This window comes from Nocardia mikamii NBRC 108933, assembly GCF_001613505.1.
Classification (GTDB): Bacteria; Actinomycetota; Actinomycetes; order Mycobacteriales; family Mycobacteriaceae; genus Nocardia; species Nocardia mikamii.
Window position 1 is genome coordinate 69,243 of the sequence record NZ_BDCM01000024.1, and the last position, 26,996, is coordinate 96,238.

The 26,996-nt window shown below is 65.8% G+C and carries 27 protein-coding genes and 4 tRNA genes; 27 read left to right on the forward strand and 4 right to left on the reverse strand.

All coding sequences use genetic code 11. The features are described from left to right. Positions 1-23: 23 nt before the first annotated feature. Positions 24-530, forward strand: a complete 507-nt coding sequence (locus NMI01S_RS30800; RefSeq protein ID WP_063002252.1) for a DUF2505 domain-containing protein — start codon at positions 24-26, stop codon at positions 528-530. 50 nt (positions 531-580) lie between these two features. Here the strand turns inward: NMI01S_RS30800 and NMI01S_RS30805 are convergent, their stop codons facing one another. The 3 genes from NMI01S_RS30805 to NMI01S_RS30815 form a co-directional block, all read right to left on the reverse strand. Further along, entirely contained in the window at positions 581-1,030 is a 450-nt protein-coding gene (locus tag NMI01S_RS30805) for a VOC family protein (RefSeq protein WP_036505891.1), read from the reverse strand. Between the two features lie 9 nt (positions 1,031-1,039). After that, entirely contained in the window at positions 1,040-1,501 is a 462-nt protein-coding gene (locus NMI01S_RS30810) for a helix-turn-helix transcriptional regulator (protein WP_063002253.1), read from the reverse strand. A gap of 84 nt (positions 1,502-1,585) precedes the next feature. Then, positions 1,586-2,866: a geranylgeranyl reductase family protein gene (locus NMI01S_RS30815; RefSeq protein WP_063002254.1), complete on the reverse strand. Its 1,281-nt coding sequence runs from the start codon at positions 2,864-2,866 to the stop codon at positions 1,586-1,588. Between the two features lie 357 nt (positions 2,867-3,223). Here NMI01S_RS30815 and NMI01S_RS30820 point away from each other — a divergent pair, with 357 nt between their 5' ends. Together NMI01S_RS30820 and htpX are read left to right on the forward strand one after the other, a co-directional pair. Further along, positions 3,224-4,246, forward strand: coding sequence for a polyprenyl synthetase family protein (locus NMI01S_RS30820; protein WP_030516270.1), 1,023 nt, complete (start codon positions 3,224-3,226; stop codon positions 4,244-4,246). A gap of 146 nt (positions 4,247-4,392) precedes the next feature. Further along, on the forward strand, positions 4,393-5,271 hold the full coding sequence (gene htpX / locus NMI01S_RS30825) for a zinc metalloprotease HtpX (protein WP_063002255.1): 879 nt from the start codon (positions 4,393-4,395) through the stop codon (positions 5,269-5,271). Here htpX and NMI01S_RS30830 read toward each other — a convergent pair. Continuing rightward, entirely contained in the window at positions 5,268-5,759 is a 492-nt protein-coding gene (locus tag NMI01S_RS30830; RefSeq protein WP_063002256.1) for a YajQ family cyclic di-GMP-binding protein, read from the reverse strand. The genes htpX and NMI01S_RS30830 overlap by 4 nt on opposite strands. Before the next feature lie 164 nt (positions 5,760-5,923). Between NMI01S_RS30830 and NMI01S_RS30835 the strand changes: the two genes are divergently transcribed. The 24 genes from NMI01S_RS30835 to rpoB all read left to right on the forward strand — a co-directional run. Continuing rightward, positions 5,924-6,004, forward strand: a tRNA-Tyr gene (locus NMI01S_RS30835). Positions 6,005-6,255: 251 nt separating this feature from the next. Continuing rightward, positions 6,256-6,328, forward strand: a tRNA-Thr gene (locus tag NMI01S_RS30840). Between the two features lie 65 nt (positions 6,329-6,393). Further along, positions 6,394-6,466 (forward strand) — tRNA-Met (locus NMI01S_RS30845). A gap of 43 nt (positions 6,467-6,509) precedes the next feature. Beyond that, complete coding sequence (gene rpmG / locus NMI01S_RS30850; protein ID WP_011211653.1) at positions 6,510-6,680, forward strand: 50S ribosomal protein L33; 171 nt, start codon at positions 6,510-6,512, stop codon at positions 6,678-6,680. Between the two features lie 220 nt (positions 6,681-6,900). Next, positions 6,901-7,971, forward strand: coding sequence for a fused (3R)-hydroxyacyl-ACP dehydratase subunits HadA/HadB (locus NMI01S_RS30855; RefSeq protein ID WP_084513409.1), 1,071 nt, complete (start codon positions 6,901-6,903; stop codon positions 7,969-7,971). 240 nt (positions 7,972-8,211) lie between these two features. Next, a tRNA-Trp gene (locus NMI01S_RS30860) sits at positions 8,212-8,284 on the forward strand. 31 nt (positions 8,285-8,315) lie between these two features. Beyond that, positions 8,316-8,729: a preprotein translocase subunit SecE gene (gene secE, locus NMI01S_RS30865; RefSeq protein WP_063002258.1), complete on the forward strand. Its 414-nt coding sequence runs from the start codon at positions 8,316-8,318 to the stop codon at positions 8,727-8,729. Positions 8,730-8,869: 140 nt separating this feature from the next. After that, complete coding sequence (gene nusG / locus NMI01S_RS30870) at positions 8,870-9,691, forward strand: transcription termination/antitermination protein NusG (protein ID WP_063002259.1); 822 nt, start codon at positions 8,870-8,872, stop codon at positions 9,689-9,691. A 70-nt stretch (positions 9,692-9,761) separates the two neighbouring features. Beyond that, complete coding sequence (gene rplK, locus NMI01S_RS30875; protein ID WP_030516276.1) at positions 9,762-10,196, forward strand: 50S ribosomal protein L11; 435 nt, start codon at positions 9,762-9,764, stop codon at positions 10,194-10,196. 93 nt (positions 10,197-10,289) lie between these two features. Next, positions 10,290-11,003, forward strand: coding sequence for a 50S ribosomal protein L1 (rplA, locus tag NMI01S_RS30880; protein ID WP_063002260.1), 714 nt, complete (start codon positions 10,290-10,292; stop codon positions 11,001-11,003). Between the two features lie 425 nt (positions 11,004-11,428). Then, positions 11,429-11,983: a 50S ribosomal protein L10 gene (gene rplJ, locus NMI01S_RS30885; protein ID WP_063002261.1), complete on the forward strand. Its 555-nt coding sequence runs from the start codon at positions 11,429-11,431 to the stop codon at positions 11,981-11,983. A gap of 72 nt (positions 11,984-12,055) precedes the next feature. After that, complete coding sequence (gene rplL, locus NMI01S_RS30890) at positions 12,056-12,442, forward strand: 50S ribosomal protein L7/L12 (RefSeq protein ID WP_063002280.1); 387 nt, start codon at positions 12,056-12,058, stop codon at positions 12,440-12,442. Positions 12,443-12,678: 236 nt separating this feature from the next. After that, a complete protein-coding gene (locus tag NMI01S_RS30895) occupies positions 12,679-13,767 on the forward strand; it encodes an ABC transporter ATP-binding protein (RefSeq protein WP_051043278.1) in 1,089 nt (362 codons plus the stop codon). A gap of 11 nt (positions 13,768-13,778) precedes the next feature. Then, positions 13,779-14,573, forward strand: coding sequence for an MlaE family ABC transporter permease (locus NMI01S_RS30900; protein WP_051025193.1), 795 nt, complete (start codon positions 13,779-13,781; stop codon positions 14,571-14,573). Positions 14,574-14,614: 41 nt separating this feature from the next. Continuing rightward, the gene (locus NMI01S_RS30905; RefSeq protein WP_086006975.1) at positions 14,615-15,442 is read left to right on the forward strand and encodes an MlaE family ABC transporter permease; all 828 of its coding nucleotides are present in this window, start codon (positions 14,615-14,617) and stop codon (positions 15,440-15,442) included. Positions 15,443-15,620: 178 nt separating this feature from the next. Then, the gene (locus NMI01S_RS30910; protein ID WP_063002262.1) at positions 15,621-16,976 is read left to right on the forward strand and encodes an MCE family protein; all 1,356 of its coding nucleotides are present in this window, start codon (positions 15,621-15,623) and stop codon (positions 16,974-16,976) included. Continuing rightward, complete coding sequence (locus NMI01S_RS30915) at positions 16,973-18,052, forward strand: MCE family protein (protein WP_174554589.1); 1,080 nt, start codon at positions 16,973-16,975, stop codon at positions 18,050-18,052. The genes NMI01S_RS30910 and NMI01S_RS30915 overlap by 4 nt, the downstream gene beginning before the upstream one ends. Continuing rightward, on the forward strand, positions 18,052-19,062 hold the full coding sequence (locus NMI01S_RS30920; protein ID WP_063002263.1) for an MCE family protein: 1,011 nt from the start codon (positions 18,052-18,054) through the stop codon (positions 19,060-19,062). The genes NMI01S_RS30915 and NMI01S_RS30920 overlap by 1 nt, the downstream gene beginning before the upstream one ends. After that, positions 19,062-20,348, forward strand: coding sequence for an MCE family protein (locus NMI01S_RS30925; protein WP_084513406.1), 1,287 nt, complete (start codon positions 19,062-19,064; stop codon positions 20,346-20,348). Before NMI01S_RS30920 ends, NMI01S_RS30925 begins: the two co-directional genes overlap by 1 nt. Next, a complete protein-coding gene (locus NMI01S_RS30930; protein ID WP_084513407.1) occupies positions 20,345-21,583 on the forward strand; it encodes an MCE family protein in 1,239 nt (412 codons plus the stop codon). The genes NMI01S_RS30925 and NMI01S_RS30930 overlap by 4 nt, the downstream gene beginning before the upstream one ends. Continuing rightward, entirely contained in the window at positions 21,580-22,821 is a 1,242-nt protein-coding gene (locus NMI01S_RS30935) for an MlaD family protein (protein ID WP_063002264.1), read from the forward strand. Before NMI01S_RS30930 ends, NMI01S_RS30935 begins: the two co-directional genes overlap by 4 nt. A gap of 49 nt (positions 22,822-22,870) precedes the next feature. After that, the gene (locus NMI01S_RS30940) at positions 22,871-23,638 is read left to right on the forward strand and encodes a hypothetical protein (protein WP_157126448.1); all 768 of its coding nucleotides are present in this window, start codon (positions 22,871-22,873) and stop codon (positions 23,636-23,638) included. Between the two features lie 13 nt (positions 23,639-23,651). After that, positions 23,652-24,413 carry a hypothetical protein gene (locus NMI01S_RS30945; RefSeq protein WP_063002266.1) on the forward strand — a complete coding sequence of 254 codons (762 nt, stop codon included), beginning with the start codon at positions 23,652-23,654 and terminating at the stop codon, positions 24,411-24,413. A 508-nt stretch (positions 24,414-24,921) separates the two neighbouring features. Then, the coding region (gene rpoB / locus NMI01S_RS30950; RefSeq protein WP_084513410.1) for a DNA-directed RNA polymerase subunit beta at positions 24,922-26,996 on the forward strand (2,075 nt) is incomplete at its 3' end.

Below are 26,996 nucleotides of genomic sequence, written 5' to 3' on the forward strand. Positions count from 1 at the left end.
TGGTTCCGATAGCGTGTGCGCTCATGTCCCGAAACTTCCGCTTCACCGTGTCATACACCGTCCCGGTCGAGGAATTGCACCGGGCGCTCACGAGCGACGAATTCTGGCACGCCCGCTTCGAGGGTGCCGAGACCGCGACCATCGAACTGGCCCACCCGAACGGGCCCGGCACCATCCATCTGCGCATGACCGAGACGGTCCGCCAGGACAAGATCCCGGCCCTCGTCCGCAAGGTGCTCAAGGCCGAACTGGTGCTCGAACGCACCGACGACTGGGGCCCACTGGACGGGAACTCCGCCGCGGGCACGTTCTCCGCGACCTCCTCGGGCATCTCCTCGCAGATGACCGGCAAGTATGTGCTGCGGGCCGCGGGCACGGGCTCCGAACTCGAGGTCACCGGCACTGTGAAAGTGAAGGTCCCGCTGGTCGGTGGGGCCATCGAGCCGCTCGCCGAACAGTTGCAGCACCGGGTGGTCGACGGCGAACGCAGGTTCGTCGAGAAGTACTTCGCCACCGAATCCGGGGAATAGCCGACAGTGGCGGGTGCGAGCAGCGCAGCCTCGCACCCGTCGCGCGCCGGCTACTGCGCTCCCGGACCGAAAGCGCCACCGTCGAATTCGCGCTGTTCGACCAGGACGAGCCAATTGCCGGAGTTGTCCCGCATCACCGCCTCCACGCCGTACGGGCGTTCCGCGGGCGGCTGCACGAATTCGACACCCTTCGCGGTGAGCTCCTCGTAGGCCTTCTGACAGTCCTCCGTGCGCAATCCCAGCGCGCCCATGGTGCCGTTGCCGAGGGAGCGGCGGATCGCCTCGGCCATCGTCTCGTCGAGCGGCGGACCCGGAACCATCAGGGTCACCTCGAGTTCGGGATGATCCGGTTGGGCCACGGTGACCCAGCGGAAACCGTTGTCGCCCATCGAGATATCGGCGGTTTCCACGAAACCCAGTTTGTCGATGTACCACTGCTTGGCGGCGGACTGATCGGTCACATACACCGTGACCAGCGATACGTTGGTGATCGTCGTCATGAGCTCAGGCTATGAGCCCTCGGTGCCCGCCGGCTTCTCCGAAATTGCGCCACCGGGATCGGGCGCCGGCTCCGGCGGTTTCCGATCGGAGAGGCCGTGCATGAACACGTAACACCCCGGAATGCGCGGAACTCCGTCCGCGGCGAATTTCGCCTGATAGGCCGACGGTGTCATCCCGACCAGTTCGGTGAACTTGCGGCTGAACGAGCCCAGGCTGGTGTAGCCGACCAGCATGCACGCCTCGGTCACGGTGATATTGGTGGCGCGCAACAGGTCCTGCGCGCGTTCGATGCGCCGCTCGGCCAGATACAGCGCGGGGGTGTGGCCGTAGGTTGCGGCGAAACAGCGCAGGAAGTGATATTTCGAGACCCCCGCGGTCGCGGCCAGCTCGTCCACGTCGAGCGGGCGGGCGTATTCGCGATCGACCAGATCCCGCGCCCGGCGCAGATGCGGAAGCAGATCCTCCGGCACCGAGGGCGTCCGATCGCGGCGCGGGCGTGGCTGGCTGCGATTGTCCACGCTGCCTCCTGTCCGGCCCTGTGCGCCGCGCATCGCTCAGCTGAACGGTGCCGGATCGTCGAAACGTAGCGATGCCCGGCCCGCCGCCCGCCAGGCCCGGGCGGTGAGGTCGGTATCCTCCTCGTCGACGAGATTGCCCATCACCCGCACGGCCGTGCGCTGCAGCAGCGCCGAACGCATCACCGGCGGTCCGCCGGTCGGGACCATCCGCGGATGGGTGGCCAGCGCCGCGATCCGGCGGGCCACCGAGAAGGTGCGCCCGTAGCGGGCCCGCAGCAGATCCGGCCACACCGTGGTCAGATCCGGTTCGTCCAGCAGCCCGGACAGCAGGTGACCGCCCTCGAGCCCGTAGTCGATGCCCTCGCCGTTGAGCGGATTCACACATCCGGCGGCATCGCCCACCAGCACCCAGTTGCGGCCCGCGATATTCGACACCGCCCCGCCCATCGGCAGCAGCGCCGAGGCGACGGCCCGCACCTCACCCTCGAACTGCCACTCCTGCCGGCGCAGCGAAACATAATGCTGCAGAAGAGGTTTCAACGCGATATGCGAGGGCCGGCGTTCGGTGGCCAGGGAGCCCACCCCGATGTTGACCTCGCCGTTGCCCAGGGGGAACACCCAGCCGTAGCCGGGGACCAGACCGCCCTCGGCATCGCGCAGTTCCAGATGCGACGTGATCCATTCGTCGTCGCTGCGGGCGGAGCGGATGTAGGCGCGTGCGGCCACACCGTAGGCGAAGCGGCGATGCCACACGCGGCCCAGCGACTTACCGACCGGCGAACGCACCCCGTCGGCGACGATGAGGATGTCGCAGCGAATGTCCTGCGAGCCCGATTCGGTCTGCACGGTGACACCCGTGACCCGATCGTCGTCGCGCGCCACCGCGACCACCCGCACCCCGTCGACCATGCGCGCACCCCACTTGACCGCGGTCTCACGCAGCTTGTCGTCGAGTTCGGTTCGGGGAACAGCACTTCCGTAGGTGGGAAAGGACCCGCCCGGCCAGGGCAGCAGCGCCTCCCGGCCGAATCCGGCCATCCGCAGACCCCGGTTGACGGTATGCGCGCGCAGCCATTCGCCCAGCCCGAGCGCCTCCAGTTCCGCGGTGGCGCGCGGGGTCAATCCGTCGCCGCAGGTCTTGTCCCGGGGAAACACCGCGGCATCGGTGAGCAACACCTCGCGCCCCGCCCGCGCCGCCCACGCCGCCGCCGCGGATCCGGCCGGTCCCGCGCCCACCACCAGCACCTCGACGTGCTCGGGCAAGACCGTGCCACGTTCCCGTTCCGGTGCTGTCGAACCGCCGTGAGCTGAACCCATAGCCCAATAGTGGCAGAGGTGCCGCCACCGGCTCGCTCGGGCGGGTTGTGTGCCGAGCAGATCGGTACGCCATGGAAGTTGCGCTACCCGAAACGATGCAGTCGGTAGTCACACCGCACTTCTGGGTATGTGTTTCCAGGATGGTGCTCGGACCCGGTTTCGGCCCGCCTCGATTGTGGACTGACGGAGCGGGGGAGCGAAGCGGAGGATCGGAGGAGGGAAAATCGAGGCCCAGGGGGCCGAAACCCCGCCGGAGCGAAGCGGAGGCCACAGGCAGAGTGACGGTGTTCATGGGAGCGGGGAGGGCAACACGCTAGGTTCTTCGGTGTGGGGACGGACGCGGCATTGGGAGAAGACATGAGTGCATCGGCTGTGAGCGATGAAAGCACCGTGGTTGCCGGGGTCGATCTCGGCGATCCCGAGCTCGCGGCGACCGTGCGCAACGGGCTCGACGAGGTGGAGAAGCTGCTGGTCAGCGAGCTCTCCGATGGGGAGGACTTCCTGCTGGAAGCCGCGCTGCATCTGGCGCGCGCCGGCGGTAAGCGGTTCCGGCCGCTGTTCACCATCCTCACCGGTCAGCTCGGCCCGCGCCCGACCGACCCCGATCTGATCACCGCAGGCACCGTGGTCGAACTGGTGCACCTGGCCACGCTCTACCACGACGACGTGATGGACGAGGCGTCGATGCGCCGCGGCGCCCCCAGCGTGAACTCCCGGTGGGGCAACAGCATCGCCATCCTGTCCGGCGACTATCTGTTCGCCCACGCGTCGCGGCTGGTGTCCACCCTGGGCCCGGACGCGGTGCGCATCATCGCCGAGACCTTCGCCGAACTGGTCACCGGTCAGATGCGGGAAACCTTGGGCGCCAAGAAGTCTCAGGATCCGGTCGAACATTATCTGCGGGTGGTGTGGGAGAAGACCGGTTCGCTGATCGCCGCGTCGGGCCGCTTCGGCGGCACCTTCTCCGGCGCGAGCCTGGACGACGTGGAACGGCTGGCTCGCCTCGGCGACGCGGTCGGCACCGCCTTCCAGATCTCCGACGACATCATCGACATCTCCTCGGTGTCCGAGCAGTCCGGCAAGACGCCCGGCACCGACCTGCGTGAGGGCGTGCACACCCTGCCGGTGCTGTACGCGCTGCGCGACGAGGGCGCCGAGGGCGACCGGCTGCGCACGCTGCTGGCGCGGCCGCTGGAATCCGACGACGAGGTCGCCGAGGCGCTGGAGCTGCTGTCCCGCTCGCGCGGCATGGTGCTGGCCAAGCAGAAGTTGCAGGGCTACGCCGATATCGCGCATGCCGAACTCTCGGCACTGCCGCAGGGCCCGGCCAACGACGCGCTGGAACGCCTGGTCCGATACACCATCGAGCGAGTCGGCTGAGCCTGTCCGCCGTCGCACCGGCGGACGGCCGGAGTTCGGTTTTCGCGCTGCTGTGATCGATATCGCAGTGCTGTGATCGATGACGCAAACGCGGAGGGCCGGGGCCTCGAGCGGAACCCGAGTTCCCCGCCGATCGTTGATCCGACATGCATGGTTACGCGAACGGTTTGAAGACCTTCGGGCTGATGGTCGGCCTGTCGGCACTGATCGTGTTCGCAGGCGCGATGTTCCGCAACCCCACGATTCTGATCATCGCCATCCTGCTGGCCGTGGGCATGAACGCCTACGCCTACTTCAGCAGCGACAAGCTGGCCCTGCGGGCCATGCACGCGCAGCCGGTATCCGAACTCGAAGCGCCCGTGATGTACAAGATCGTGCGTGAGCTGGCCACCACCGCCCGCCAGCCCATGCCGCGGCTGTACATCAGCCCGACGAACGCGCCCAACGCGTTCGCCACTGGTCGCAACCCGCGTCATGCGGCGGTGTGCTGTACCAGCGGCATCCTGCAGATCCTCGACGAACGGGAACTGCGCGCGGTGCTCGGCCACGAACTGTCGCACGTCTACAACCGCGACATCCTGATCTCCTCGGTCGCCGGCGCGCTCGCCGCGGTCATCTCCGGCCTGGCCAACCTGGCCTTCTTCGCGAGTATGTTCGGCGGCGGCAGCCGCGACGGCGAAGGCCCGAACATCCTCGGCGTGCTGCTGGTCTCCCTGCTCGGCCCCATCGCCGCCACCCTGATCAAGCTCGCCGTCTCCCGCTCCCGCGAATACCAGGCCGATCAGGACGGCGCCGAACTCACCGGCGACCCGCTGGCCCTGGCCTCGGCGCTGCGCAAACTCGAACGCGGCACCCAGGCCGCGCCGCTGCCGCCCGAGCCGCAGCTGACCGCGCAGTCGCACCTGATGATCGCCAACCCCTTCCGGGCCGGCGACAAGATGGCGCGCTGGTTCTCCACCCACCCGCCGATGGGCGAGCGCATCCAGCGCCTCGAGCACCTGGCCGGCGGGCCTCGCAGCTACTAGCGGTAGTTGACGAACTGCAGGGCCACGTCGAGGTCCGCACCCTTCAGCAGCGCGATGACGGCCTGCAGGTCGTCGCGCTTCTTACCGCTGACCCGCAGTTCGTCGCCCTGGATCTGCGCCTTCACGCCCTTGGGGCCCTCGTCGCGGATCTTCTTGGCGATCTTCTTCGCGTTCTCCGGGGAAATGCCCTGCACCAGGGTGCCGGTGATCTTGTAGGTCTTGCCCGAGGCGGCCGGCTCGCCCGCGTCGAACGCCTTCAGCGAGATGTCGCGGCGAATCAGCTTCTCCTTGAACACCTCCAGCGCGGCCTTCACCCGTTCCTCGGATTCGGCCGACAGCACGATCTTCTCCTCACCCGACCAGTCGATGCTCGCACCCGTGCCGCGGAAGTCGTAGCGGGTGTTGAGCTCCTTGGCCGCCTGGTTGAGGGCGTTGTCGACCTCCTGCCGGTCGACCTTGCTGACGACATCGAATGACGAATCGGCCACGCTGCGCTCCTGTCTGACGGCTCACATTTCACCCGGAACTCCGGTAGGGAACTTTCTACCCCGGCCGCCCCGCATCGGTCACGGCACCCCCGCTGGCCAGCCGGTTTGCATCCGAGCGCCCTGGTCGTTGTATTCTGCTCTGCGCGCTGGCAACAGTGCGACAAGGCGGATTGCCCGAGTGGCCAAAGGGAGCTGACTGTAAATCAGCCGCGCAAGCTTCGGAGGTTCGAATCCTTCATCCGCCACCCTCTCAGGGCCCTCCCCGATCGGGGAGGGCCCTCTTTTCGTTCGAGGGTGATTTGTGGGGCCCGGCCCGGCCGGAGTTGTCGAGCGGTTCGGCTGTCCGTCCCTCCCGACGACCGCCGAACCTCGGCGGAGTAGTTTCAAATTCCTCTCTGACCTGCTGGTTTGGTAACTTCGCGGGGGAGTGTGTAACCTCGTTCAAGGCTTCAGCGCCCCGGGTTCGAGGATTCGAGTTCGGAGCGAATGTAGCCATGCCCCCTTAGCTCAGTCGGCAGAGCGTTTCCATGGTAAGGAAAAGGTCAACGGTTCGATTCCGTTAGGGGGCTCGCCGGATTGCCGGTGGTGACCGACGGCATGTCTGAGGCCGGGCGCCATCGCAAACCGACCTTATGGCGGTGTAGCTCAGTCGGTAGAGCAAACGACTCATAATCGTTGTGTCGCCGGTTCAAGTCCGGCCATCGCTACAAAACTGATACCCCGTCAGGTTGACCCGAAAGAAGGCATATCGTGGCCGCGAAGTCCACCGATGTCCGGCCAAAGATCACCTTGGCCTGCGAGCAGTGCAAGCATCGCAACTACATCACCAAGAAGAACCGGCGCAACGACCCGGATCGTCTGGAGCTGAAGAAGTTCTGCCCGAACTGCGGCACCCACCGGGCGCACCGCGAATCTCGCTAGATCTCATCGCGTGCACGCTGCCGCGCGCGAAGTCGGCGCCCGGATCCAGGGAGGTCTGTCGATGACCTTCCCGGATATTCGTGGACCGCGCCGACCCATGCAGCACCTCATGCCGGAGCAGGTTTCCCGACCCGCTCCGGCATTTGCTGTACTTGCGGTAGTTTCACGCTCCGCAGACTCCCGGTAGCGGAGTCAGATAGGGACTCAACTCTCCGTGACAATCAACACCGGAACCGATGCCGTGGACGCGCAGAGCGCCGACAGCGAACCGTTCGACCCGTCTGCCCACGCCGCCGCCATGGTCGGTCACCACTACCGCGTCGACGACTACTACGAGGTCGGCCGCGAGAAGGTGCGCGAATACGCACGCGCGGTGCAGGACTACCACCCTGTGCACTGGGACGAGAGCGTCGCCCGCGAGTACGGCCACGACGGCCTGCTCGCACCTGTGACGTTCATCTCTCTGGTCGGCATCCTGGCCCAGCGCAAGCTGTTCGAACAGGTCGTCACGGGTTACGACCTGAGCCAGATCATGCAGACCGACCAGACCCTGGAATTCCACCGCCCGATCCGGGTCGGCGACCAGCTCACCTGCGACGTCTACCTGCACTCGTTCCGGCAGGCCTTCGGCGGCGACATCATCGTCACCAAGAACATCGTCACGGCGCAGAACGACGAACTGGTGCTCACCACGTACACCACGCTGGTCGGCCGCAGCGGCGGTGACGTCGATCCCAATATCGCCGACGCGGTCCGCAACATCCTCATGCACGGCATGGGGGAGGCGCCCGACCGCCCGACCGCCGAGCCGCCCATCACGGCGCCCCCGGTGCCGGTGACCACCGTTCCCGAGGTCACGGTCAGCGGCCACACACGTTCCTTCGACAGCGTGGCCGTCGGTGACGAACTGCCGGCCCGCATCGTCCGGCTCACCCGCGGCGATCTGGTGAACTACGCGGGCGTCTCCGGTGACGCGAACCCGATCCACTGGAGCGACGAGGTCGTCGCGCTCGCCGGCCTGGACAACGTCGTCGCGCACGGCATGCTGACCATGGGCCTGGGCGGCGGATTCGTCACCTCCTGGCTCGGTGATCCGGGCGCGGTGAAGGAATACAACGTGCGTTTCACCAGCCCGGTCTACGTGGCCGGCGACCACCCGGCCGAGGTCGAATACACCGGCAAGGTGAAGTCGGTGGACCCGGAGAACCGCACCGCCGTGATCGCGATCGTCGCCAAATCCGGTGGCCGGAAAATCTTCGGACGTGCGACCGCGACGGTGCAGCTGGCATGATGGTCGGCGGGCCGGCAAGCCGCTTCGCGGTGGCCGACGGCCCGATTGGCTATCCGCCGGGGCGGTAACGTACACTCGGATTTCTGGGGTCGCCAGCCACTGCGCGCTGCTCTGAGGGGCTGGTTCCGGGCGGGTGACCGCCGGGGCCGGCACACCGGCGGAGCGGCGCGCGTGTTGTGTGGCCCCGGGTTGGCACAACTGAATAAGCACCGTGCTGGATGACATTGCGATTCCAGCCGAAGGGGCGTAGCTCAATTGGCAGAGCAGCGGTCTCCAAAACCGCAGGTTGCAGGTTCAAGTCCTGTCGCCCCTGCACTGGATGCCAGCGACGAGAGAGGGTTCACGTGAGCGACGAGCGGGACATTCGCCACGGCGCGCATGCCGCCGATGACGAAGACACCGCTGCGGTCAGCCGGCCGAGTGGTAAGCGGTCGACTCGCCGGGCTCGCGCCGGATCTTCCTCGGACACCGGCTCCGTCGCCACGATCGACCGTGGTGACAGCTCGGATTCGGCATCGCGCAAGGCGTCCAAGTCGGCGGGGAAGAAGACCGCCGAACGCGGTCGGGGCAATCCCTTCAAGCGCCTGGTGAAGTTCCTGCGGGAAGTCATCGCGGAACTGCGCAAGGTGATCTGGCCCAACCGCAAGCAGATGGTCACCTATACAAGCGTTGTCCTGGTGTTCGTGATCTTCATGGTCGCGTACATCAGCGGGTTGGACCTGGCGTTCATCAAGGGTGTCAACTGGCTGTTCGGCTAGCTGACCGGTGCGTCAGGAGCGGAGCCTGCGGAGCGAACCATGGGCGCTGCTGGCCGTCCGCCACGCGAGGACGGAAACCATCCGTCGGATTCACCTCCGGCGTAGTGGATGTACGTGACGACACAGGAAGCGAGTGCCCAGTGAGCACCCCGGAGAACGGCACAACCGACGAGTTCCCGGTCGACGACGAGGCGGCGGAGACGGCCGTCGACGAGGCGACCGTCTCGGACGGTACCGAGGCGTCCTCCGGCGAAGTCGAGGGCGACACCGACACAGACGAGACCGACACCGACACGCCCGCGGAGCCCGCGGCACCGGAAGAACCCGCCGACCCCGTCGCCGAGATGAAGGCCGCGCTGCGTCGCGCCCCCGGTGACTGGTACGTCATCCACTCGTACGCCGGTTACGAGAACAAGGTGAAGACCAACCTCGAGACCCGCGTGCAGAACCTGGGCCTCGAGGACTACATCTTCCAGGTCGAGGTGCCGACCGAGCAGGTCACCGAGATCAAGAACGGCCAGCGCAAGAACGTGCAGCGCAAGGTGCTGCCCGGCTACATCCTGGTCCGGATGGATCTCAACGACGAGTCGTGGGGCGCGGTCCGCAACACCCCCGGCGTCACCGGATTCGTCGGCGCCACCTCCCGTCCGTCGCCGCTGACGATCAACGACGTGGTGAAGTTCCTGGTCCCGGCCGAGCAGCAGCAGAAGAAGCCGGCTGCCGCCGCGGCGGGCGCCGCCGCGTCCACGTCGGAGACCGTCACCGAGACCGCGGCAAAGCCGGCCATCGAGGTCGACTTCGAGGTCGGCGAGTCGGTCACCGTGATGGACGGTCCGTTCGCGACGCTGCCGGCCAGCATCTCCGAGGTCAACGCCGAGCAGCAGAAGCTGAAGGTGCTGGTGTCGATCTTCGGCCGCGAGACCCCGGTCGAACTCGCGTTCACGCAGGTCGCGAAGATCTAAGACTTCCGGGGTTAGCGCCCCGGGACAGGCTTACGGAAGTCCGTAAGGAACCTAAACCAAGGAAAGAAAGATGCCCCCCAAGAAGAAGAAGGTCGCCGGGCTCATCAAGCTCCAGATCCAGGCTGGTGCGGCCAACCCCGCTCCGCCGGTCGGCCCCGCGCTGGGTCAGCACGGCGTCAACATCATGGAGTTCTGCAAGGCGTACAACGCGGCGACCGAGTCGCAGCGTGGCAACGTCATCCCGGTCGAGATCACGGTCTACGAGGACCGCTCGTTCGACTTCAAGCTGAAGACTCCGCCCGCCGCCAAGCTGCTGCTGAAGGCCGCCGGTGTGCAGAAGGGCTCCGCCGAGCCGCACCGCAACAAGGTCGCCACGGTCACCATGGATCAGGTCCGGGAGATCGCCAAGACCAAGCAGGAAGATCTGAACGCCAACGACATCGATCAGGCGGCCAAGATCATCGCGGGTACCGCTCGCTCGATGGGTATCACCGTCGCCGACTGACGGTCCCGTCTCCGCCGGTGACCGGCGGGATGTGCGTGGGAGGGACGGCCAGTCCCGACAACCACTTCTGACTTACGAACAGGACAGAGAATCATGGCAAAACGAAGCAAGGCTTATCTCGAGGCGGCCGCCAAGGTCGACCGCTCCCAGCTCTACTCTCCGCTGTCGGCCACCCGGCTGGCGAAGGAGACCTCGACCACGAAGACCGACGCGACCGTCGAGGTCGCCGTCCGTCTGGGCGTCGACCCGCGCAAGGCCGACCAGATGGTCCGCGGCACCGTCAACCTGCCGCACGGCACCGGTAAGACCGCGCGCGTCATCGTGTTCGCGGCCGGCGAGAAGGCCGCCGAGGCCGAGGCCGCCGGTGCGGACGCCGTCGGCGCCGAGGACCTGATCGAGCGCATCCAGGGCGGCTGGCTGGACTTCGACGCCGCGATCGCCACCCCGGACCAGATGGCCAAGGTCGGTCGCATCGCGCGTGTGCTGGGCCCCCGCGGCCTGATGCCGAACCCGAAGACGGGCACGGTCACCACCGATGTGACCAAGGCCGTCAACGACATCAAGGGCGGCAAGATCAACTTCCGCGTCGACAAGCAGGCCAACCTGCACTTCGTGATCGGCAAGGCCTCCTTCGACGAGAAGAAGCTGGTCGAGAACTACGGCGCCGCGCTGGAGGAGATCCTGCGTGTGAAGCCGTCGACCGCCAAGGGTCGCTACGTCAAGAAGGTGACGATTTCGACGAACACCGGACCGGGCATCCCGGTGGACCCGAACCGCACCCGCAACCTCACCGAAGAGGACGCGTAAGGCGTAGGTAGCTTTCGACGAGGGCCGGTAGGAATTTCCTACCGGCCCTCGGCATTTCGCGGAAACGCAGCGAAAACCGCAGGTGGGTGCGGGCCCCGATTTTGGGATTCGGCTGCTCGTCCGCTATTCTGATTGACGGTCGCCGACCAGTTCGGTGATCACCCCCAATCGTTCTACCGAAGACCGTTGGTTGCTGCCGTCAGGCAGTCGAAGGTCCGGCGATATTGCCGGCGGCCCACGCAGGGAGAGCCGAGGTGAGGGACGACATGTGAGCCGTGAGCTCATGTCGAGTTTCTTGTGCGCCCCGGGACCACTCTGCGTCCGGGGCGTTTGCTTTGTCGCCGGGTCGACGTAGCCTCCCCGGGTCCAGCCTCCGCGAGTCGGTAGTTCATCGCAGAACCGACCATCCAGAGAGGAGGCGAAGTATGGCGAAACCAGAGAAGGTCACCGCGGTCGCGGAGATCACCGAGCAGTTCAAGAGCGCTACGGCCACTGTGATCACGGAATACCGTGGTCTGTCGGTCGGCAACCTCACCCAGCTGCGTCGTGCGCTGGGCAGCAATGCCACCTACTCCGTCGCCAAGAACACCCTGGTCAAGCGTGCGGCCGCCGAGGCGGGCGTCGAAGGCCTGGATGACTTGTTCGTCGGTCCGACCGCGATCACCTTCATCACCGGTGAGCCGGTCGACGCCGCCAAGGCCCTCAAGACCTTCGCCAAGGACAACAAGGCGCTGGTCATCAAGGGCGGCTACATGGACGGCGCCGCGCTGTCGGTCTCCGAGGTCGAGCGCATCGCCGACCTGGAGTCGCGCGAGGTGCTGCTGGCCAAGCTGGCCGGCGCCATGAAGGGCAACCTGACCAAGGCGGCCGGCCTGTTCGCCGCGCCGGCCGGCCAGGTGGTTCGCCTGTTCGCCGCGCTCGAGGACAAGCAGCGCGCCGCGGGCGGTGCCGAAGCGGCCCCGGCCGCCGACGCCGAATAAGCCGACCCGGACAAGTCGACAAACCCCCATACTCTTTTCCCGCCGATGCGGGATGAACCGAAAGGAAACACCATGGCCAACGTGGACGAGCTGCTCGAGACCATCGGCAACATGACCCTGCTGGAGCTCTCGGACTTCGTCAAGAAGTTCGAGGAGAAGTTCGAGGTCACCGCCGCCGCTCCGGTCGCGGTTGCCGCTGTCGCCGGTGGCGCGGCCGCCGGTGGCGCCGAGGCCGCCGAGGAGCAGGACGAGTTCGACGTCATCCTCGAGGGTGCCGGCGACAAGAAGATCCAGGTCATCAAGGTCGTGCGTGAGATCGTCTCCGGCCTGGGCCTGAAGGAAGCCAAGGACCTGGTCGAGGGTGCCCCGAAGCCGATCCTGGAGAAGGTCGCCAAGGACGCCGCCGACGCCGCCAAGGCCAAGCTGGAAGAGGCCGGCGCGAAGGTTTCCGTCAAGTAATTGCGGTAATCGAGTCCGGAAAAGGGCGGTCCCGTTGCGGGGCCGCCCTTTTCGCATATTCGCGGTGAATGTTTGTGAACTGTCGCGACCGGCTCATTACCGTCGACATTTCTACCGACCAGTCAGGTAGGGTGTCCTGCACCAGCGGCATGCGATACAGTGGCCGCACCCCAGTGTGACGCGTCACATCGCGCTGAAATACGGTGACGCGGCCGTGGGCGCTCGTCAGAAGAAATATGGAGGTCGACGTGGGCGTCGAGGTCAGGACCGAAGGTGTTACGAAATCTTTCGGGTCCCAGCGGATTTGGCAGGATGTCACTCTGACTCTGCCCACGGGGGAAGTCAGCGCCTTGCTCGGCCCCTCCGGTACCGGTAAGTCGGTGTTCCTGAAGTCGCTGATCGGTCTGCTGCGCCCCGAGCGCGGCTCGATCTACATCGACGGCACCGACATCACCACCTGCTCCAACAAGGAGCTCTACGAGATCCGCAAGTTGTTCGGCGTTCTGTTCCAGGACGGCGCGCTGTTCGGTTCGATGAACCTGTTCGACAACGTGGCCTTCCCGCTGCGCGAGCACACCAAGAAGAGCGAATCCGAGATCAAGCAGATCGTGATGGAGAAGCTCGAGCTGACCGGTCTGCTCGGCGCCGAAGGCAAACTGCCCGGCGAGATCTCCGGTGGTATGCGCAAGCGTGCCGGCCTGGCCCGCGCGCTGGTGCTGGACCCGCAGATCATTCTCGTCGACGAGCCCGACTCCGGTCTGGACCCGGTGCGTACGACCTATCTGTCGCAGCTGCTGATCGATATCAACGCGCAGATCGACGCGACGATTCTGATCGTTACCCACAACATCAACCTGGCTCGTAGCGTGCCCGACAACATCGGCATGTTGTTCCGTCGCCAGCTGGTCATGTTCGGCCCGCGTGAGGTTCTGCTGACCTCGGAGGAGCCGGTGGTCAAGCAGTTCCTCAACGGCCGCATGGTCGGTCCGATCGGTATGTCGGAGGAGAAGGACGAGGCCCAGATGGCGCGCGAGCAGGCGCTCGCCGACGCCGGCCACTACGACAACGGAACCGAGGACGTCGAGGGCATCATCCCGCAGATGAAGGCCACCCCGGGCATGCCCGTGCGTCAGGCCGTGGAACGTCGCCGCCGCCGCGTGCTCGAGATCATGCATACCCTGCCGCATTCCGCGCAGGTGGCGATCCGCGAGTCGATGGAAGAGAACGGCGATACACAAGTCCTTCCGGCGTATACGGGTAACGCTCCGCAATATCAGGGCGGCACGTACGACACCACCGTGCGACACGACACAACCAACGGGTAACATACGCAACCGTGAATCAACCCCTGGCACGGCTGCGCACTCCGGTCGAGTCGGGATTTGCGCAGGCCGGCAACATATTTGCGCTGCTCATTTCCGTGGCACGCAACACCCTGCGCCGGCCTTTCCAATGGCGCGAGTTCATCGAGCAGTCGTGGTTCATCGCGAGCGTCTCGATCCTGCCCGCCGCACTGGTGGCAATCCCGTTCGGCGCCGTTGTCGCATTGCAGACCGGTTCACTTATCAAGCAGCTCGGTGCTGAATCGTTCACCGGCGCAACCAGTGTGCTGGCAACTGTGCAGCAGGCCGCTCCCGTCGTCACCGCGCTGATCATCGCCGGTGCCGCGGGTTCGGCCGTCGCTGCCGACCTCGGCTCCCGCACCATCCGCGAAGAGATCGACGCGATGGAGGTGCTCGGCATCGATCCGGTGCAGCGTCTCGTCGTGCCGCGCGTCCTCGGCATGATGCTGGTGGCGCTGCTGCTCAACGGCCTGGTTTCGGTCGTCGGCATCTGCGGTGGATATTTCTTCAATGTGTTGCTGCAGGGCGGAACTCCCGGCGCCTACCTGGCGTCGTTCTCCGCGCTGGCGCAACTCCCGGACCTCTGGATCGGTGAATTCAAGGCTCTGATCTTCGGATTGCTCGCGGGCGTTATCGCCGCATACAAAGGTTTGAATCCCAAGGGGGGACCGAAAGGTGTTGGTGACGCGGTGAATCAATCCGTGGTGATCACCTTCCTGGTGCTCTTCTTCGTCAATCTGCTGCTGACGTTGGTGTACCTGCAGGTCGTCCCGGCCAAGGGTTCGTGACGATGGTTGTTTCCCAGCGTTCTCCGATCTTTTCGAGGCGGATGCGCCGAGTAGGTGCTGCGCTCAAGTCGCCGGTGAATGTCATCGATCGCGCCGGCGATCAGATGTCGTTCTATTCCAAGGCGATCGCGTGGATTCCGCGCACCGTCGTGCATTACCGCAAGGAGGTCATGCGGCTACTGGCCGAGGTGACCTTCGGTTCGGGTGCACTCGCGGTCATCGGCGGCACCATCGGCGTCGTGGTGATGATGTCGGCCTCGGTCGGTGTCGTCGTCGGCCTGCAAGGTTTCAAAGCTCTCGACGCCCTGGGCAGTTCGGTGCTCACCGGCTTTCTGACCGGCTACATCAATACTCGCGAATTGGCGCCGCTGGTCGCGGCATTGGCATTGTCGGCGACGGTCGGCTGTGGTTTCACCGCGCAATTGGGTGCGATGCGAATTTCCGAGGAAATCGACGCGCTCGAGGTGATGGCGGTACCCGGCGTGCCGTTCCTGGTGACCACGCGCGTCATCGCGGGATTCGTGGCGGTGATTCCGCTCTACATCGTCGGCCTGCTGGGCACGTTCATCGCGTCCAGGCAGATCAGCGTGTGGTTCAACGGGCAGTCCACGGGATCGTACGACCATTATTTCGGTCTGTTCCTGCCACCCGAGGACGTGCTGTATTCGTTCGTGAAGGTGCTGGTGTTCGCCTTCGTGATCATCCTGATCCATTGCTATTACGGCTTCAACGCCACCGGCGGCCCGGCCGGCGTCGGCGTGGCCGTGGGGCGTGCGGTGCGCGCGTCGATCGTGCTGGTGAACATCCTCGACTTCTTCCTCAGCCTGGCGATCTGGGGTACGACGACGACAGTGCGAGTCGCGGGATGAGCGGACAGGGCCGCGGCGCGACCGACGGGTTCGGAGGCGGCAGCGTGCGTGACCACGCAGAACCCCGGGGGCGCCGCCATCGGATGCTGCCGGCGGCAGCCCGCGTGACCACGCAGCACCTCCGATCATCCCGCCGGGTGTGCAGCATGAGGGCGACGGCGTCCCGAAAGGTGGGAGCATGAGCGCGCGCAGTGTGCAATTCTGGCGCTCGACCGAGAAACTCCGAATCCGCACGTTGGGCATCGTGTTCTTCGTGGTGATGGCGCTGTTTCTCGGCACGACGATCGCGGCCTACAACAAGGTGTGGGTCAAGGTGATCAAGGTCGACCTGATCACCGATACGGTCGGAAACGCGTTGACCCGCAATGCGGATGTGAAGGTTCGCGGGGTCAATGTCGGCGAGGTGCGTTCCAGTGAATCCGCCAACGGCAAGGTGACCCTGCATCTGGCGATCGATCCGGACAAGGCCACCAAGATTCCGTCCAATGTGACGGCCCGGCTGCTGCCGAAAACCCTGTTCGGCGAGCGCTATGTCGATCTGGTCTGGCCCGAGCAGCCCAGCCCGCAACATCTGCGGGCGGGCATGACGCTGTATCAGGACGCCAGCGGCAATGCGGTCGAGGTGAGCCAGCTGCTGGATTCGATCATGCCGCTGCTGCAGGCGATCCCGCCGCAGTATCTGGCCTCGACGCTGGGCGCGCTGTCGCAGGCGCTGGGTGGTCAGGGTGAGGAACTGGGCCACACCATCGATCGGCTGGACGACATATTCCGCGATATCAACGGCGTGATGCCGCAGTTGCAGGACGACATCCGTACCTTCGCGACGGTCGCCGACACCTATTCGGACGCGCTGCCGCAGCTGGTCGATGCCTTCGACAATCTGCGCACGCTGAATGCCACCATCGTGCAGAAGCGTTCGCAGTTGGACACGCTGTATTCGGTTCTGACTCCGACGTCGTCGAAGACCGCCGATTTCCTGACGGCCAACCACGACAACATCATCGATGTCGCGGCCGATTCGCGTGAGGCGCTGGAACTGCTGGCGACCTATTCGCCCTCGTTCCCCTGCACGATGAAGAATTTCGCGCAGCTGAAGCCGCGCATCGATGACATCTTCGGCAAGGGCACCGATACCCCGGGTTCGCGGGTGACGATCGAGATCACCAATCCGCGCGGCCGGTATCTGCCCAATCAGGACGAGCCGCGCTGGCTGGACACGAACCGGCCGCCGGCGTGTTTCCCCGAATATCCGCTCGGGGTGGATCCGGGTCAGTATCCGACCGGATCGGCCAACGACGGTTCCTATCAGCCGCCGACCCGGAATCCGGGTGACCAGAACATCGGTCAGCTGCCGGCGGCACAGTTCTCGGTCTACGGCGCGGCCGGCGCCACGACCATGGGTTCGCCCGCCGAACAGCACACCCTGGGTGCGATCTACGGTGCGGCGAACGGGGTTTCGCCCGATCAGGTGCCCAGCTGGGTGAGCAGGATCGGCGCCCCCGCGATGCGTGGAAGTGAGGTGAGTGTGCGATGAAGGCCAAGTTGCGTGGTCTGGGCGGGCCCCTGACCAAACTGGGCATCTTCGTGCTCGTGACAGTGCTCGCGACCGCGTTCCTGGCGCTCACCATCGCCAACTATTCCGGCGGCGGCACCGAGTTCAAGGCGCGGTTCAGCGATGTGACATCGCTGAACAAAGGCGACGAGGTGCGCATCGCCGGTGTGCGGGTCGGCAAGGTGACCAAGGTTTCGGTCGTCGACCGCAACATGGCCGAGGTGCACTTCCAGCTCACCGACCGGGATTGGCTACCCGCCTCCACCACCGCGACCATCCGCTACCGCAACCTGGTGGGGCAGCGCTACATCGCGCTGGAACAGGGCGCCGGACAGCAGGGCCACAAGATCACGAAGGGCGCCACGATTCCGCTGGAGCGGACCAAGCCCGCGCTGAATCTCACCACCCTGTTCAACGGTTTCCGGCCGCTGTTCCAGACGCTGTCGGCCGAGGACGTGAACAAGCTGTCCTACGAGATCATCCAGGTCTTCCAGGGTGAATCGGGCACGATCACCGATCTGGTGCGCAACACCGCGAGCCTGACGAACAAGATCGCCGACAAGGACGCGGTGATCGGCGAGATCGTCAAGAACCTCAACCAGGTGCTGGACGCGGTGAACGCCCGCGACGGACAGCTCAACGATCTGATCGTCAACACCGAGGCGCTGGTGAGCGGGCTCAACGCCGAACGCGGCACGATCGGCTCTGCGGTGCAGTCGCTGGGCAATCTCGCCTCGGCGACCGCGGATCTGCTGGTACCCACCCGGCCGACCCTGCAGGGGTCGATCGCCGGCCTGAACCAGCTGACCGGCACCCTGAACGATCGTTCCGACGACGTCAATCAGGCCCTGGAGAATCTGCCGATCAAGATGGAGAAACTGGGACGCGCGGCCAGTTACGGCTCGTGGTTCCAGTTCTACCTCTGCGGTATCGATATCGTCGCCGGTCCCGGAGTGAAGGATGCGCCGCAATTGAACCTGCCGGCCCAGATGCCGACGGTGAATCAGCCGGTCTACACCAATCCGGCGCCGCGCTGTCACGGGAAGGGTGGCCGCTGATGGAAGACCGGGTTCTCCTCGGCAAGCGCAGCCCGGCGTTCATGGGTGGGCTCGGCCTGTTCATGGTGCTGCTGATCGCGTTGTCGGCCTTCTTCTTGGACAAGCTGCCGATCATCGGCGCGAGCACCAGTTACACCGCGGAATTCTCCGAGGCCGCGGGCCTGAAGAAGGGTAACGAGGTACGCATCGCGGGCGTGAAGGTCGGCGATGTGTCCGATGTGCGCCTCGACGGCGACCGCGTGCTGGTCGACTTCCGGACCAAGGACGCGTGGATCGGCGATGCCACCACCGCGTCCATCCAGATCAAGACCCTGCTCGGGCAGAAGTATCTGGCGCTGGATCCCAAGGGTTCCCACCCGGCCGATCCGGGCAAGCGAATTCCGTTGTCGCGCACGGTTTCTCCGTACGACGTGGTCGAGGCCTTCAGTGATGCCGCCTCGGATCTCGAGAAGACCGACACCGCGCAGCTGGCCACCAGCTTCCGGGTGCTCTCCGACGCGTTCTCCGGCACCCCGCCGGAGATCCGCGGCTCGATCGACGGCGTCGCCCGGCTGTCGGAGACGCTGGCCAAGCGCGACGAAGAGCTCAAGCACCTGTTCAACGCGACCAACAAGACCACCAAGGTGCTCGCCGACCGCAACGAGCAGTTCGAGCGGTTGCTGGCCAACGGCGGTCAGCTGCTGGCCGAGTTGAACGTCCGCCAGCAGGCCATCTCGCAGCTGCTCAACGGCGCGAAAACCGTTGCCGCCGAATTGAGTGCGCTGGTGCACGACAACGAGCAGCAGATCGGTCCGGCGCTGACCAATCTGAAGAAGTCCATCGACATGCTCAACGACAATCAGCAGAACATCTCCAAGACGCTGAAACTGGCGGCGCCGTTCTACGGCCTGTACGCCAACGTGCTGGGCAACGGGCGCTGGTTCGACGCGGTGATCGTCAACCTGATCCCGCCGGCGCTGCCGGAGATTCCGGGTAACCGCCCGCCGATCCGCACCCTGGGAGGCAACTGATGCAGGCTGCTCTCGGTAAGGGATCGCGCCGGGATCCGCTGACGGTGATCCGCGAATCCGGCCGCGGCACCAAGATCGCCCTAACCCTCGGCACGGTGGCCGTGGTGGTCGTCGCCGGTGTGCTGTGGTGGCTGTTCAGCAGCTACAACACCACCAAGATCACCGCCTACTTCGACAAGTCGATCGGCATCTACGAGGGCTCCGAGGTGCGTATCCTCGGCGTCCCGGTGGGCAAGGTCGATTCGGTCACGCCGCAGGGTGATCAGGTGAAGGTCACCATGCATGTCGACCGGAAGTACGACATCCCGGCCGACGCCAAGGCCGCCCAGATCACGCCGTCGGTGGTGTCGGACCGCTACATCCAGCTCACGCCCGTCTACAAGGGCGGGCCGAAGATGCCGCGCAACGCCACCATCCCGCGCGACCGCACGGCGACCCCGGTCGAGGTCGACCGGCTGTACAAGAGCATCCAGGAACTGTCGGATGCGCTGGGGCCCAACGGCGCCAACAAGGACGGCGCGGTGAACGAGCTGGTTCGCACCGGTGCCGCGAATCTTTCCGGAAACGGGGACGCGCTGGCCAACAGCCTGACCCAGCTCTCGCACGCGGCCCGGTATCTGTCCGACGCGCGCGGCGACATCTTCGACACGATCAAGAATTTGCAGGTCTTCGTGCACACCCTGGCGGTCAACGACCAGCAGGTGCGCGAATTCAACACGCAGCTGGCGGATCTGGCCGGATTCCTCTCCGGTGAGCGGGAGAACCTCGGGCAGGCACTGAATCTGCTGTCGATCGCGCTCGGCGACGTCGCCCGGTTCATCGACGACAACCGGGACCTGGTCGCCGAGAACGCCGATGCGCTGACCAAGCTGACCCAGACCCTGGCCGATCAGCGCCAGGACGTGGCGAACGCGCTGCCGGTGCTGCCGGTGGCGCTGAGCAACCTGATCAACATCCACAACGGTGAATCCGGCACGCTCGACATGCGCGCCAACTTCACCGATCTGCAGAACCCGTTCGGCACCGTCTGCAAACTGCTCGACCTCGGCCAATTGCGGCCGGGTGACCCGAAATTCGATGCGATCAGCCGGCAGATGCGCCCGATCCTGGATCAGTGCAAGGTGATCACCGATCAGATCAAGGACGGTGTGCAGACGCCGTCGCTGGTGTTGCCGTTCGGCATTCTCAGCGGTGACAACATCCAGAACACCCCGGCTCCCGGCAGTGTTCCGGGCACCCCGTCGGACCGGCAGCCGCCGTCGCAGCAGGAAGGTGGCCAGCGATGACGCCCTTCGCATTCCGCAGGACGGCCCGCGGACTGGGGGCCGTCGCGGTGGTCGGCGTGACGGCGATGCTGGTGGGTTCGTGCTCGTCGGACGGTATCTACAGCGTGCCGCTGCCCGGCGGCGCCGATGTGGGTGACCATCCGATGCGTATCGACGTGCGGTTCGACGACGTCCTGGATCTGGTGCCGCAGTCGGCGGTCAAGGTCGAGGGTGTGCCGGTCGGCCGGGTGGAGTCCATCGACGTCGCCCCCGACGGCTGGACCGCGAGCGTGCACACCGTGGTGAACTCCTCGGTGAAGCTGCCCGCCAACGCCCACGCCGAGGTGCGGCAGTCGAATCTGCTCGGTGAGAAATTCGTCGAGCTGTCGGCGCCGAAGGACGACGCCTCGCCCGACCGGTTGAAGGACGGCGCGGTCATCCCCGTCGACCGGACCCGGCACGCGGTGGAGATCGAACAGGTCCTCGGCGCGCTGTCGCTGCTGCTCAACGGCGGTGGCGTGGCGCAGTTGCAGCCCATCGTGGTGGAACTGAACAAGGCGCTGGCCGGCCGCGAGAACCGAGTGCGGTCGCTGCTGGATCAGGCCGACACCCTCATCGACGGTCTCAACCAGCAGGTTGCCGATATTCAGCACGCGCTCGACAGCCTGGGCACGTTGTCCAGCCGGGTGGGGCAGCAGTCCGAGCAGATCGGCAAGATCCTCGACGAACTGCCGGCCGGCATCAAGATCCTCGACGAGCAGCGGCCGCAACTGATCGGCTTGCTGAAGCAACTCGACCGGGTCGGCCAGGCCGGTGTCGACGTGCTCGACAAGTCGAAGGACAACCTGATCCGCGATCTGCAGGCGCTGCGTCCGACGCTGCAGGAGCTGGGCCGTTCGGCGCCGGATCTGGTTTCCGCGCTCCCGTTGATCCCGACGTATCCGTTCCCGGACGAGGCGATCAAGTCGACCTTCGGTGGTTCGGTGAACACCTGGCTGTCCGTCGACACCCAGATCGGCGTCCTGATGTCGAATCTCGGTGTGGGCAAACCGGATCCGGTGTACATCCCGCCGCGGTACGGGCCGCCGGTGCCGGTGGATCCGACCAATCCGTATTACAACGGCAACGGCCCGCGGCCGGGCTGGCCGACGGTGTCGCTGGTGCCGTTGCCGCCGACCGTGGTGGCTCCGGCCCCCGCCAAGCCGGGTGACCCGATCGGGTCGATTCTCGATCAGTTGGGAGTGAAGCCGCGATGAGTAGATTGGTGCGCTACCAGCTGATCGCCTTCGCGGTGATCGCCGTGCTCGGCGTGGTCTTCGTCGGCGCGAAGTACATTCACCTCGACCACATGCTCGGCTTCGGCCAGTACCAGGTGAAGGTCAAGGCGAAGACGACCGCCAACCTGTCCAAGGGCGCGGAGGTCACCTATCGCGGTGTGCCGGTCGGCCGGGTGGACTCGCTCGACATCACCCCCGACGGCGTCATGATCTATCTGGAGCTGGATTCCGGGAAGCCGAAGGTCCCGGCCGCCGCCAAGGCCGTGATCGCCAACCGCTCGGCGATCGGTGAGCAGTACCTGGATCTGGTGCCCGAGACGTCGAAGGGCCCCTACCTGCGCGACGGTTCGGTCATCGACGGCGCCGAGACCCCGATCCCGGTCGAGGATCTGCTCGCCAGCGTCAACCATTTCTCGAGCACCACGGATCTGACGGCGTTGACGACAACCGTCACCGAACTCGGTAAGGCGTTCGACGGGCAGGGCGACAACCTGCGGATCCTCATCGATTCGCTGAACAAGTTCTCCCAGACCGGCATCGAGGCGTTGCCGCAGACCGTGCAGCTGATTCAGGACGCGCAGACGGTGCTCGGCACCCAGGCCGACCAGTCGCCGGCGATCCGGACCTTCAGTGACGGCCTGGACCGGCTCGCCGTGCAGTTGCGGGCCAACGATCCCGATATCCGGCGGTTGATCGGCACCGGCGCCGACGCCGGCGAGCAGATCGGCAAGCTCCTCGATCGGAGCGGCCAGCCGCTGACCACGGATCTGTCGAATCTGCGGCTGCTGCTGCAGGCGGTGTCACCGCAGACCTACACGCTCAAGCCGCTGCTGCAGATGCTTCCGCTCCTGTCGGTCGGTGGTTCGGCGACCGCGCCCGGCGACGGCACGACCCACTTCGGCCTGGTGCTGGAAACCAACAATCCGCCGGCCTGTACCGTCGGGTACGAGGGAACTCAGCGCATTCTCGACCAGATGAAGGCGCAGAATCCCAATTTCGACGACAATCGTGACGATTTCCCGTTCAACACGGACGCGAAATGCACGGTGCCGTTCGGAAGTCCGACCGACGTCCGCGGCGGCGCGCGTGCGCAGTACGCCGATCCGAATGTCCCGCAGCCGTGGGATTCCAAGCCCAAGACCGATCCGGACAAGCTCAACCTGAGCCCCGTCGCCATCCAGCTGGCCACTCTCATCGGAGTGACCCCGAAGCGGTGAGGCGGGCACGGAGGCAAGTCCGGAAAACCGACGACGCTAGGGTGTCGCTGTGAGTTCTGATCTGCCCAACCCCTCCTCGCAACCTGCGGTGGAGCCGTCGGACGACGCCGAAAAAGCGGTAGCTGAGGCGTCGCCGGAGGCGACCGTGCGCCGGTCCGCCGGTGAGCAGCCGGCCGCCCGGCCGGGTTCGTCGGCACTGCGCACGGTCGTGACCTCGGTCGCGGCGGTGTGGCTGGTGGCGGCCCTGGTCTTGGCGGCGTGGTTCGGCACCGGCTGGGTGCGCGCGATGTGGTTCACCGACGGTCCGCGCGCCGATGCTCGCGATACCGCGCTGGATGCGGCCCGGCAGGCGGCGATCAACCTCACCTCGATGAATCCCGGCGATGTCGAGGGGTCGATCACCACCATGCGGTCCTCGATGACCGGCGACATGCTGACCCAGCTCAACGAGAACCACGACCGCATCAAGGATGCCGCCGAGAAGTCGAAGACCAAGATCGACAGCAAGGTGCTGGGGGCGGCACTGAGTTCGCTGGACAGTGAGCGCGACAAGGCCTCGGCGATCGTGGTGCTGAAACTCACGCAGACCGCGCCCAACGTTCCGATGCAGTCCTTCCGGGCCACCTGGACGCTGGATATGAAGAAGGACGGCGACACCTGGAAGACCGAGCAGGCCAATTCGCTCGGTCAGCTGGTGTCGCTGGACACCCCCGGTCCCGCCGGGGCGGCCCAACCGCCCGCGAACGGAAACGCCGCGCCCGCGCCGAGCGCGCCCGCGAATCCGTCCGAGGCGCCCGCCCCCCAGCCGGGATCGTAGGAGAGGTACACCGATGGCATCCCGCCCGCCGATCAACAAGGTTTCCCCGCGGCTCAAGCCCGGCGACCGCTCGTCCGAATCCGCCGCGCGCACGATCCGCCGCCGCGGCGGCGCCGATCGCACCGCGTCCGGCGCGAAGTCCGCCAAGCCCGCCGGTAAGTCCGCGAACACCACATCGCGCACCAGGACCGTGCGCGCGGGTACGGCGGCCACGCGTCCGGCGCGGCCCGTGGCATCGCGTCCGTCCCGGAAGCTGCCGCGTCCCGGTCGCCTGCCGCGGCCGGCGCCGGCCGCCTGGGGGCTGGCCGCGGGTCTGATCGTGGCGAGTGTGCTGTTGACCGCGTTCGCGGTGGTCGCGGCGTTCAAGCCGGGAGTGGACAACGGCAACAAGGCCTTCGTCGACACCAAGGCCACCCAGGAGGTGACCGCGGCGGCCGACAACGCGCTCAAGACGGTCTACTCCTACGACGTGAAGACCGTCGGCGGCTACAAGGACGCCGTGCACAAGGTCGTCACCGGCAAGATGCGCGGTGATTTCGACAAGTTCGCCGACACCACGGTGTCCGCGATCCAGCAGGCGCAGTCGACCGCACAGGCCACTCCCGACCCGATCGGTGTGACATTGCTCACTGATGACCGGGCGGAACTGCTGGTGAATCTGACCGTGAGCGCGACCAAGAACGGCGCCCCGCAGGAGAGCGCGTCGGGTCCGATCGTGTTGCACATGCAGAAGGTGGACGGTCACTGGCTGGCGAGCGAGATCGCCGACCGTTGAGTGGCCCAGGCGGGTTCGGAAGTATGTTCGAGCCCGTCACCTGCGGAATCTTCCCAGCTCAGCGGCGGATATTCGCCCGCGTGACGGTGTGATTCGCCAGCGCCACACGGGATCTCGCAGTTATCGAGGTGGTCTCGCCACTTGACGACTTACGTCCGAACCGTCACGCTATTCACAACAGCGGCAGCTGTGACAGGGTCGAGTACCCAGGTCGAGGCGCCGCCGGAGACTCGAACGCAGCCAGCGGAAGCGGGTCCGGCGCGCCGAACATCCGGAACTCGGTTCGGATGGTACTTTGACACCCCTTCTTCGTGGGTGTAGGTTTGGACTTTGCGCTGGCTGCCTCCTGTCCATTCCTTGATCGCATCACGAAAGTTCCACCGTTGAGGTGTTACTTCCGTTGTTTGCTGTTCGGGTTTTGTCCGGGTTGTAACCAGCAGAACTCGTAGCAGACAAGCGACGGTCGTTTGGTGTCTTGTACGTACAGGCACCGGGCGACGCGCGTGAGGTGCTGGAAGGACGCATCTTGGCAGTCTCCACCCAGACCAAGGCCGGTATTCCCGGAGCCCCGAAGCGGGTGTCTTTCGCGAAGATTCGTGAGCCCTTGGAGGTTCCGGACCTTCTCGATCTACAAACCGAATCGTTCGCGTGGCTGGTCGGTGCCCCCGATTGGCGTGAGCGGGCCATCGCCCGGGGCGACGCCAGCCCGGTCGGTGGGCTGGAGGAGGTGCTCGAGGAGCTCTCGCCGATCGAGGACTTCTCCGGTTCGATGTCCCTGTCCTTCTCCGATCCGCGCTTCGAAGAGGTCAAGGCCTCGATCGAAGAGTGCAAGGACAAGGACATGACCTACGCGGCACCGCTGTTCGTGACCGCGGAGTTCATCAACAACAACACCGGTGAGATCAAGTCGCAGACGGTCTTCATGGGTGATTTCCCGATGATGACCGACAAGGGCACGTTCATCATCAACGGCACCGAGCGCGTGGTCGTCTCGCAGCTGGTGCGCTCACCGGGTGTGTACTTCGACGAGTCCATCGACAAGGGCACCGAGAAGACGCTGCACAGCGTGCGCGTCATCCCGTCGCGTGGTGCGTGGCTGGAATTCGATGTCGACAAGCGCGACACGGTGGGCGTGCGTATCGATCGCAAGCGTCGTCAGCCGGTCACCGTGCTGCTCAAGGCGCTGGGCATGACCACCGAGGAGATCACCGAGCGTTTCGGTTTCTCCGAGATCATGCTGTCGACCCTGGAGAAGGACAACACCGCCGGCCAGGACGAGGCGCTGCTCGACATCTACCGCAAGCTGCGTCCGGGCGAGCCGCCGACCAAGGAGTCCGCGCAGACCCTGCTGGAGAACCTGTTCTTCAAGGAGAAGCGCTACGACCTGGCTCGCGTCGGCCGCTACAAGGTCAACAAGAAGCTGGGCGTCAACACCGGTGAGCCCGTGGTCGGCTCGACGCTGAACCGCGAGGACATCGTCGCCACCATCGAGTACCTGGTGCGCCTGCACCAGGGCGACAAGCTGATGACCGTTCCCGGCGGCGTCGAGGTTCCGGTCGAGGTCGACGACATCGACCACTTCGGCAACCGTCGCCTGCGCACCGTCGGCGAGCTGATCCAGAACCAGCTGCGCGTCGGCCTCTCGCGTATGGAACGCGTCGTGCGTGAGCGCATGACCACCCAGGACGTCGAGGCCATTACCCCGCAGACCCTGATCAACATCCGCCCGATCACGGCGGCGATCCGGGAGTTCTTCGGCACCTCGCAGCTGTCGCAGTTCATGGACCAGAACAACCCGCTGTCGGGTCTGACCCACAAGCGTCGTCTGTCGGCGCTGGGCCCGGGTGGTCTGTCCCGTGAGCGCGCCGGCCTGGAAGTGCGCGACGTGCACCCCTCGCACTACGGCCGCATGTGCCCGATCGAGACTCCGGAAGGCCCGAACATCGGCCTGATCGGTTCGCTGTCGGTGTACGCGCGGGTCAACCCGTTCGGTTTCATCGAGACCCCCTACCGCAAGGTGGAGAACGGCCGGGTCACCGACGAGGTCAAGTACCTGACCGCCGACGAGGAGGACCGGCACGTCCGGGCCCAGGCGAATTCGCCCGTCGACGCCGACGGCAACTTCCTCGAGGAGCGCGTGCTCGCCCGCCGCGGTAACGAGGAGATGGAATACGTCTCCCCGGCCGAGGTCGACTACATGGATGTCTCGCCGCGCCAGATGGTGTCGGTGGCGACCGCCATGATTCCGTTCCTGGAGCACGACGACGCCAACCGCGCCCTGATGGGTGCGAACATGCAGCGTCAGGCCGTGCCGCTGATCCGTTCCGAGTCGCCGCTGGTCGGCACCGGTATGGAGCTGCGCGCCGCGGTGGACGCCGGCGATGTCGTGGTGAACGAGAAGCCTGGTGTGGTGGAGGAGGTTTCGGCCGACTACATCACCGTCATGCACGACGACGGCACCCGGAAGTCCTATCGGATGCGCAAGTTCGCGCGTTCCAACCAGGGCACCTGCGCCAACCAGCGTCCGATCGTGGACGAGGGGCAGCGCGTCGAGCAGGGCCATGTGCTCGCCGACGGCCCCTG

Bases quoted from the DNA above. Each gene is read 5' to 3' on its own strand.
- htpX (WP_063002255.1), top strand. From the start codon at position 4,393: ATGCATGGTTACGCGAACGGTTTGAAGACCTTCGGGCTGATGGTCGGC.
- NMI01S_RS30820 (WP_030516270.1), top strand. From the start codon at position 3,224: ATGAGTGCATCGGCTGTGAGCGATGAAAGCACCGTGGTTGCCGGGGTC.
- rplL (WP_063002280.1), top strand. From the start codon at position 12,056: ATGGCCAACGTGGACGAGCTGCTCGAGACCATCGGCAACATGACCCTG.
- rplK (WP_030516276.1), top strand. From the start codon at position 9,762: ATGCCCCCCAAGAAGAAGAAGGTCGCCGGGCTCATCAAGCTCCAGATC.
- NMI01S_RS30920 (WP_063002263.1), top strand. From the start codon at position 18,052: ATGGAAGACCGGGTTCTCCTCGGCAAGCGCAGCCCGGCGTTCATGGGT.
- NMI01S_RS30945 (WP_063002266.1), top strand. From the start codon at position 23,652: ATGGCATCCCGCCCGCCGATCAACAAGGTTTCCCCGCGGCTCAAGCCC.
- NMI01S_RS30930 (WP_084513407.1), top strand. From the start codon at position 20,345: ATGACGCCCTTCGCATTCCGCAGGACGGCCCGCGGACTGGGGGCCGTC.
- NMI01S_RS30895 (WP_051043278.1), top strand. From the start codon at position 12,679: ATGGAGGTCGACGTGGGCGTCGAGGTCAGGACCGAAGGTGTTACGAAA.
- NMI01S_RS30800 (WP_063002252.1), top strand. From the start codon at position 24: ATGTCCCGAAACTTCCGCTTCACCGTGTCATACACCGTCCCGGTCGAG.
- NMI01S_RS30905 (WP_086006975.1), top strand. From the start codon at position 14,615: ATGCGCCGAGTAGGTGCTGCGCTCAAGTCGCCGGTGAATGTCATCGAT.
- rplJ (WP_063002261.1), top strand. From the start codon at position 11,429: ATGGCGAAACCAGAGAAGGTCACCGCGGTCGCGGAGATCACCGAGCAG.
- rplA (WP_063002260.1), top strand. From the start codon at position 10,290: ATGGCAAAACGAAGCAAGGCTTATCTCGAGGCGGCCGCCAAGGTCGAC.
- NMI01S_RS30935 (WP_063002264.1), top strand. From the start codon at position 21,580: ATGAGTAGATTGGTGCGCTACCAGCTGATCGCCTTCGCGGTGATCGCC.
- NMI01S_RS30815 (WP_063002254.1), bottom strand. From the start codon at position 2,866: ATGGGTTCAGCTCACGGCGGTTCGACAGCACCGGAACGGGAACGTGGC.
- NMI01S_RS30910 (WP_063002262.1), top strand. From the start codon at position 15,621: ATGAGCGCGCGCAGTGTGCAATTCTGGCGCTCGACCGAGAAACTCCGA.
- NMI01S_RS30915 (WP_174554589.1), top strand. From the start codon at position 16,973: ATGAAGGCCAAGTTGCGTGGTCTGGGCGGGCCCCTGACCAAACTGGGC.
- NMI01S_RS30805 (WP_036505891.1), bottom strand. From the start codon at position 1,030: ATGACGACGATCACCAACGTATCGCTGGTCACGGTGTATGTGACCGAT.
- NMI01S_RS30925 (WP_084513406.1), top strand. From the start codon at position 19,062: ATGCAGGCTGCTCTCGGTAAGGGATCGCGCCGGGATCCGCTGACGGTG.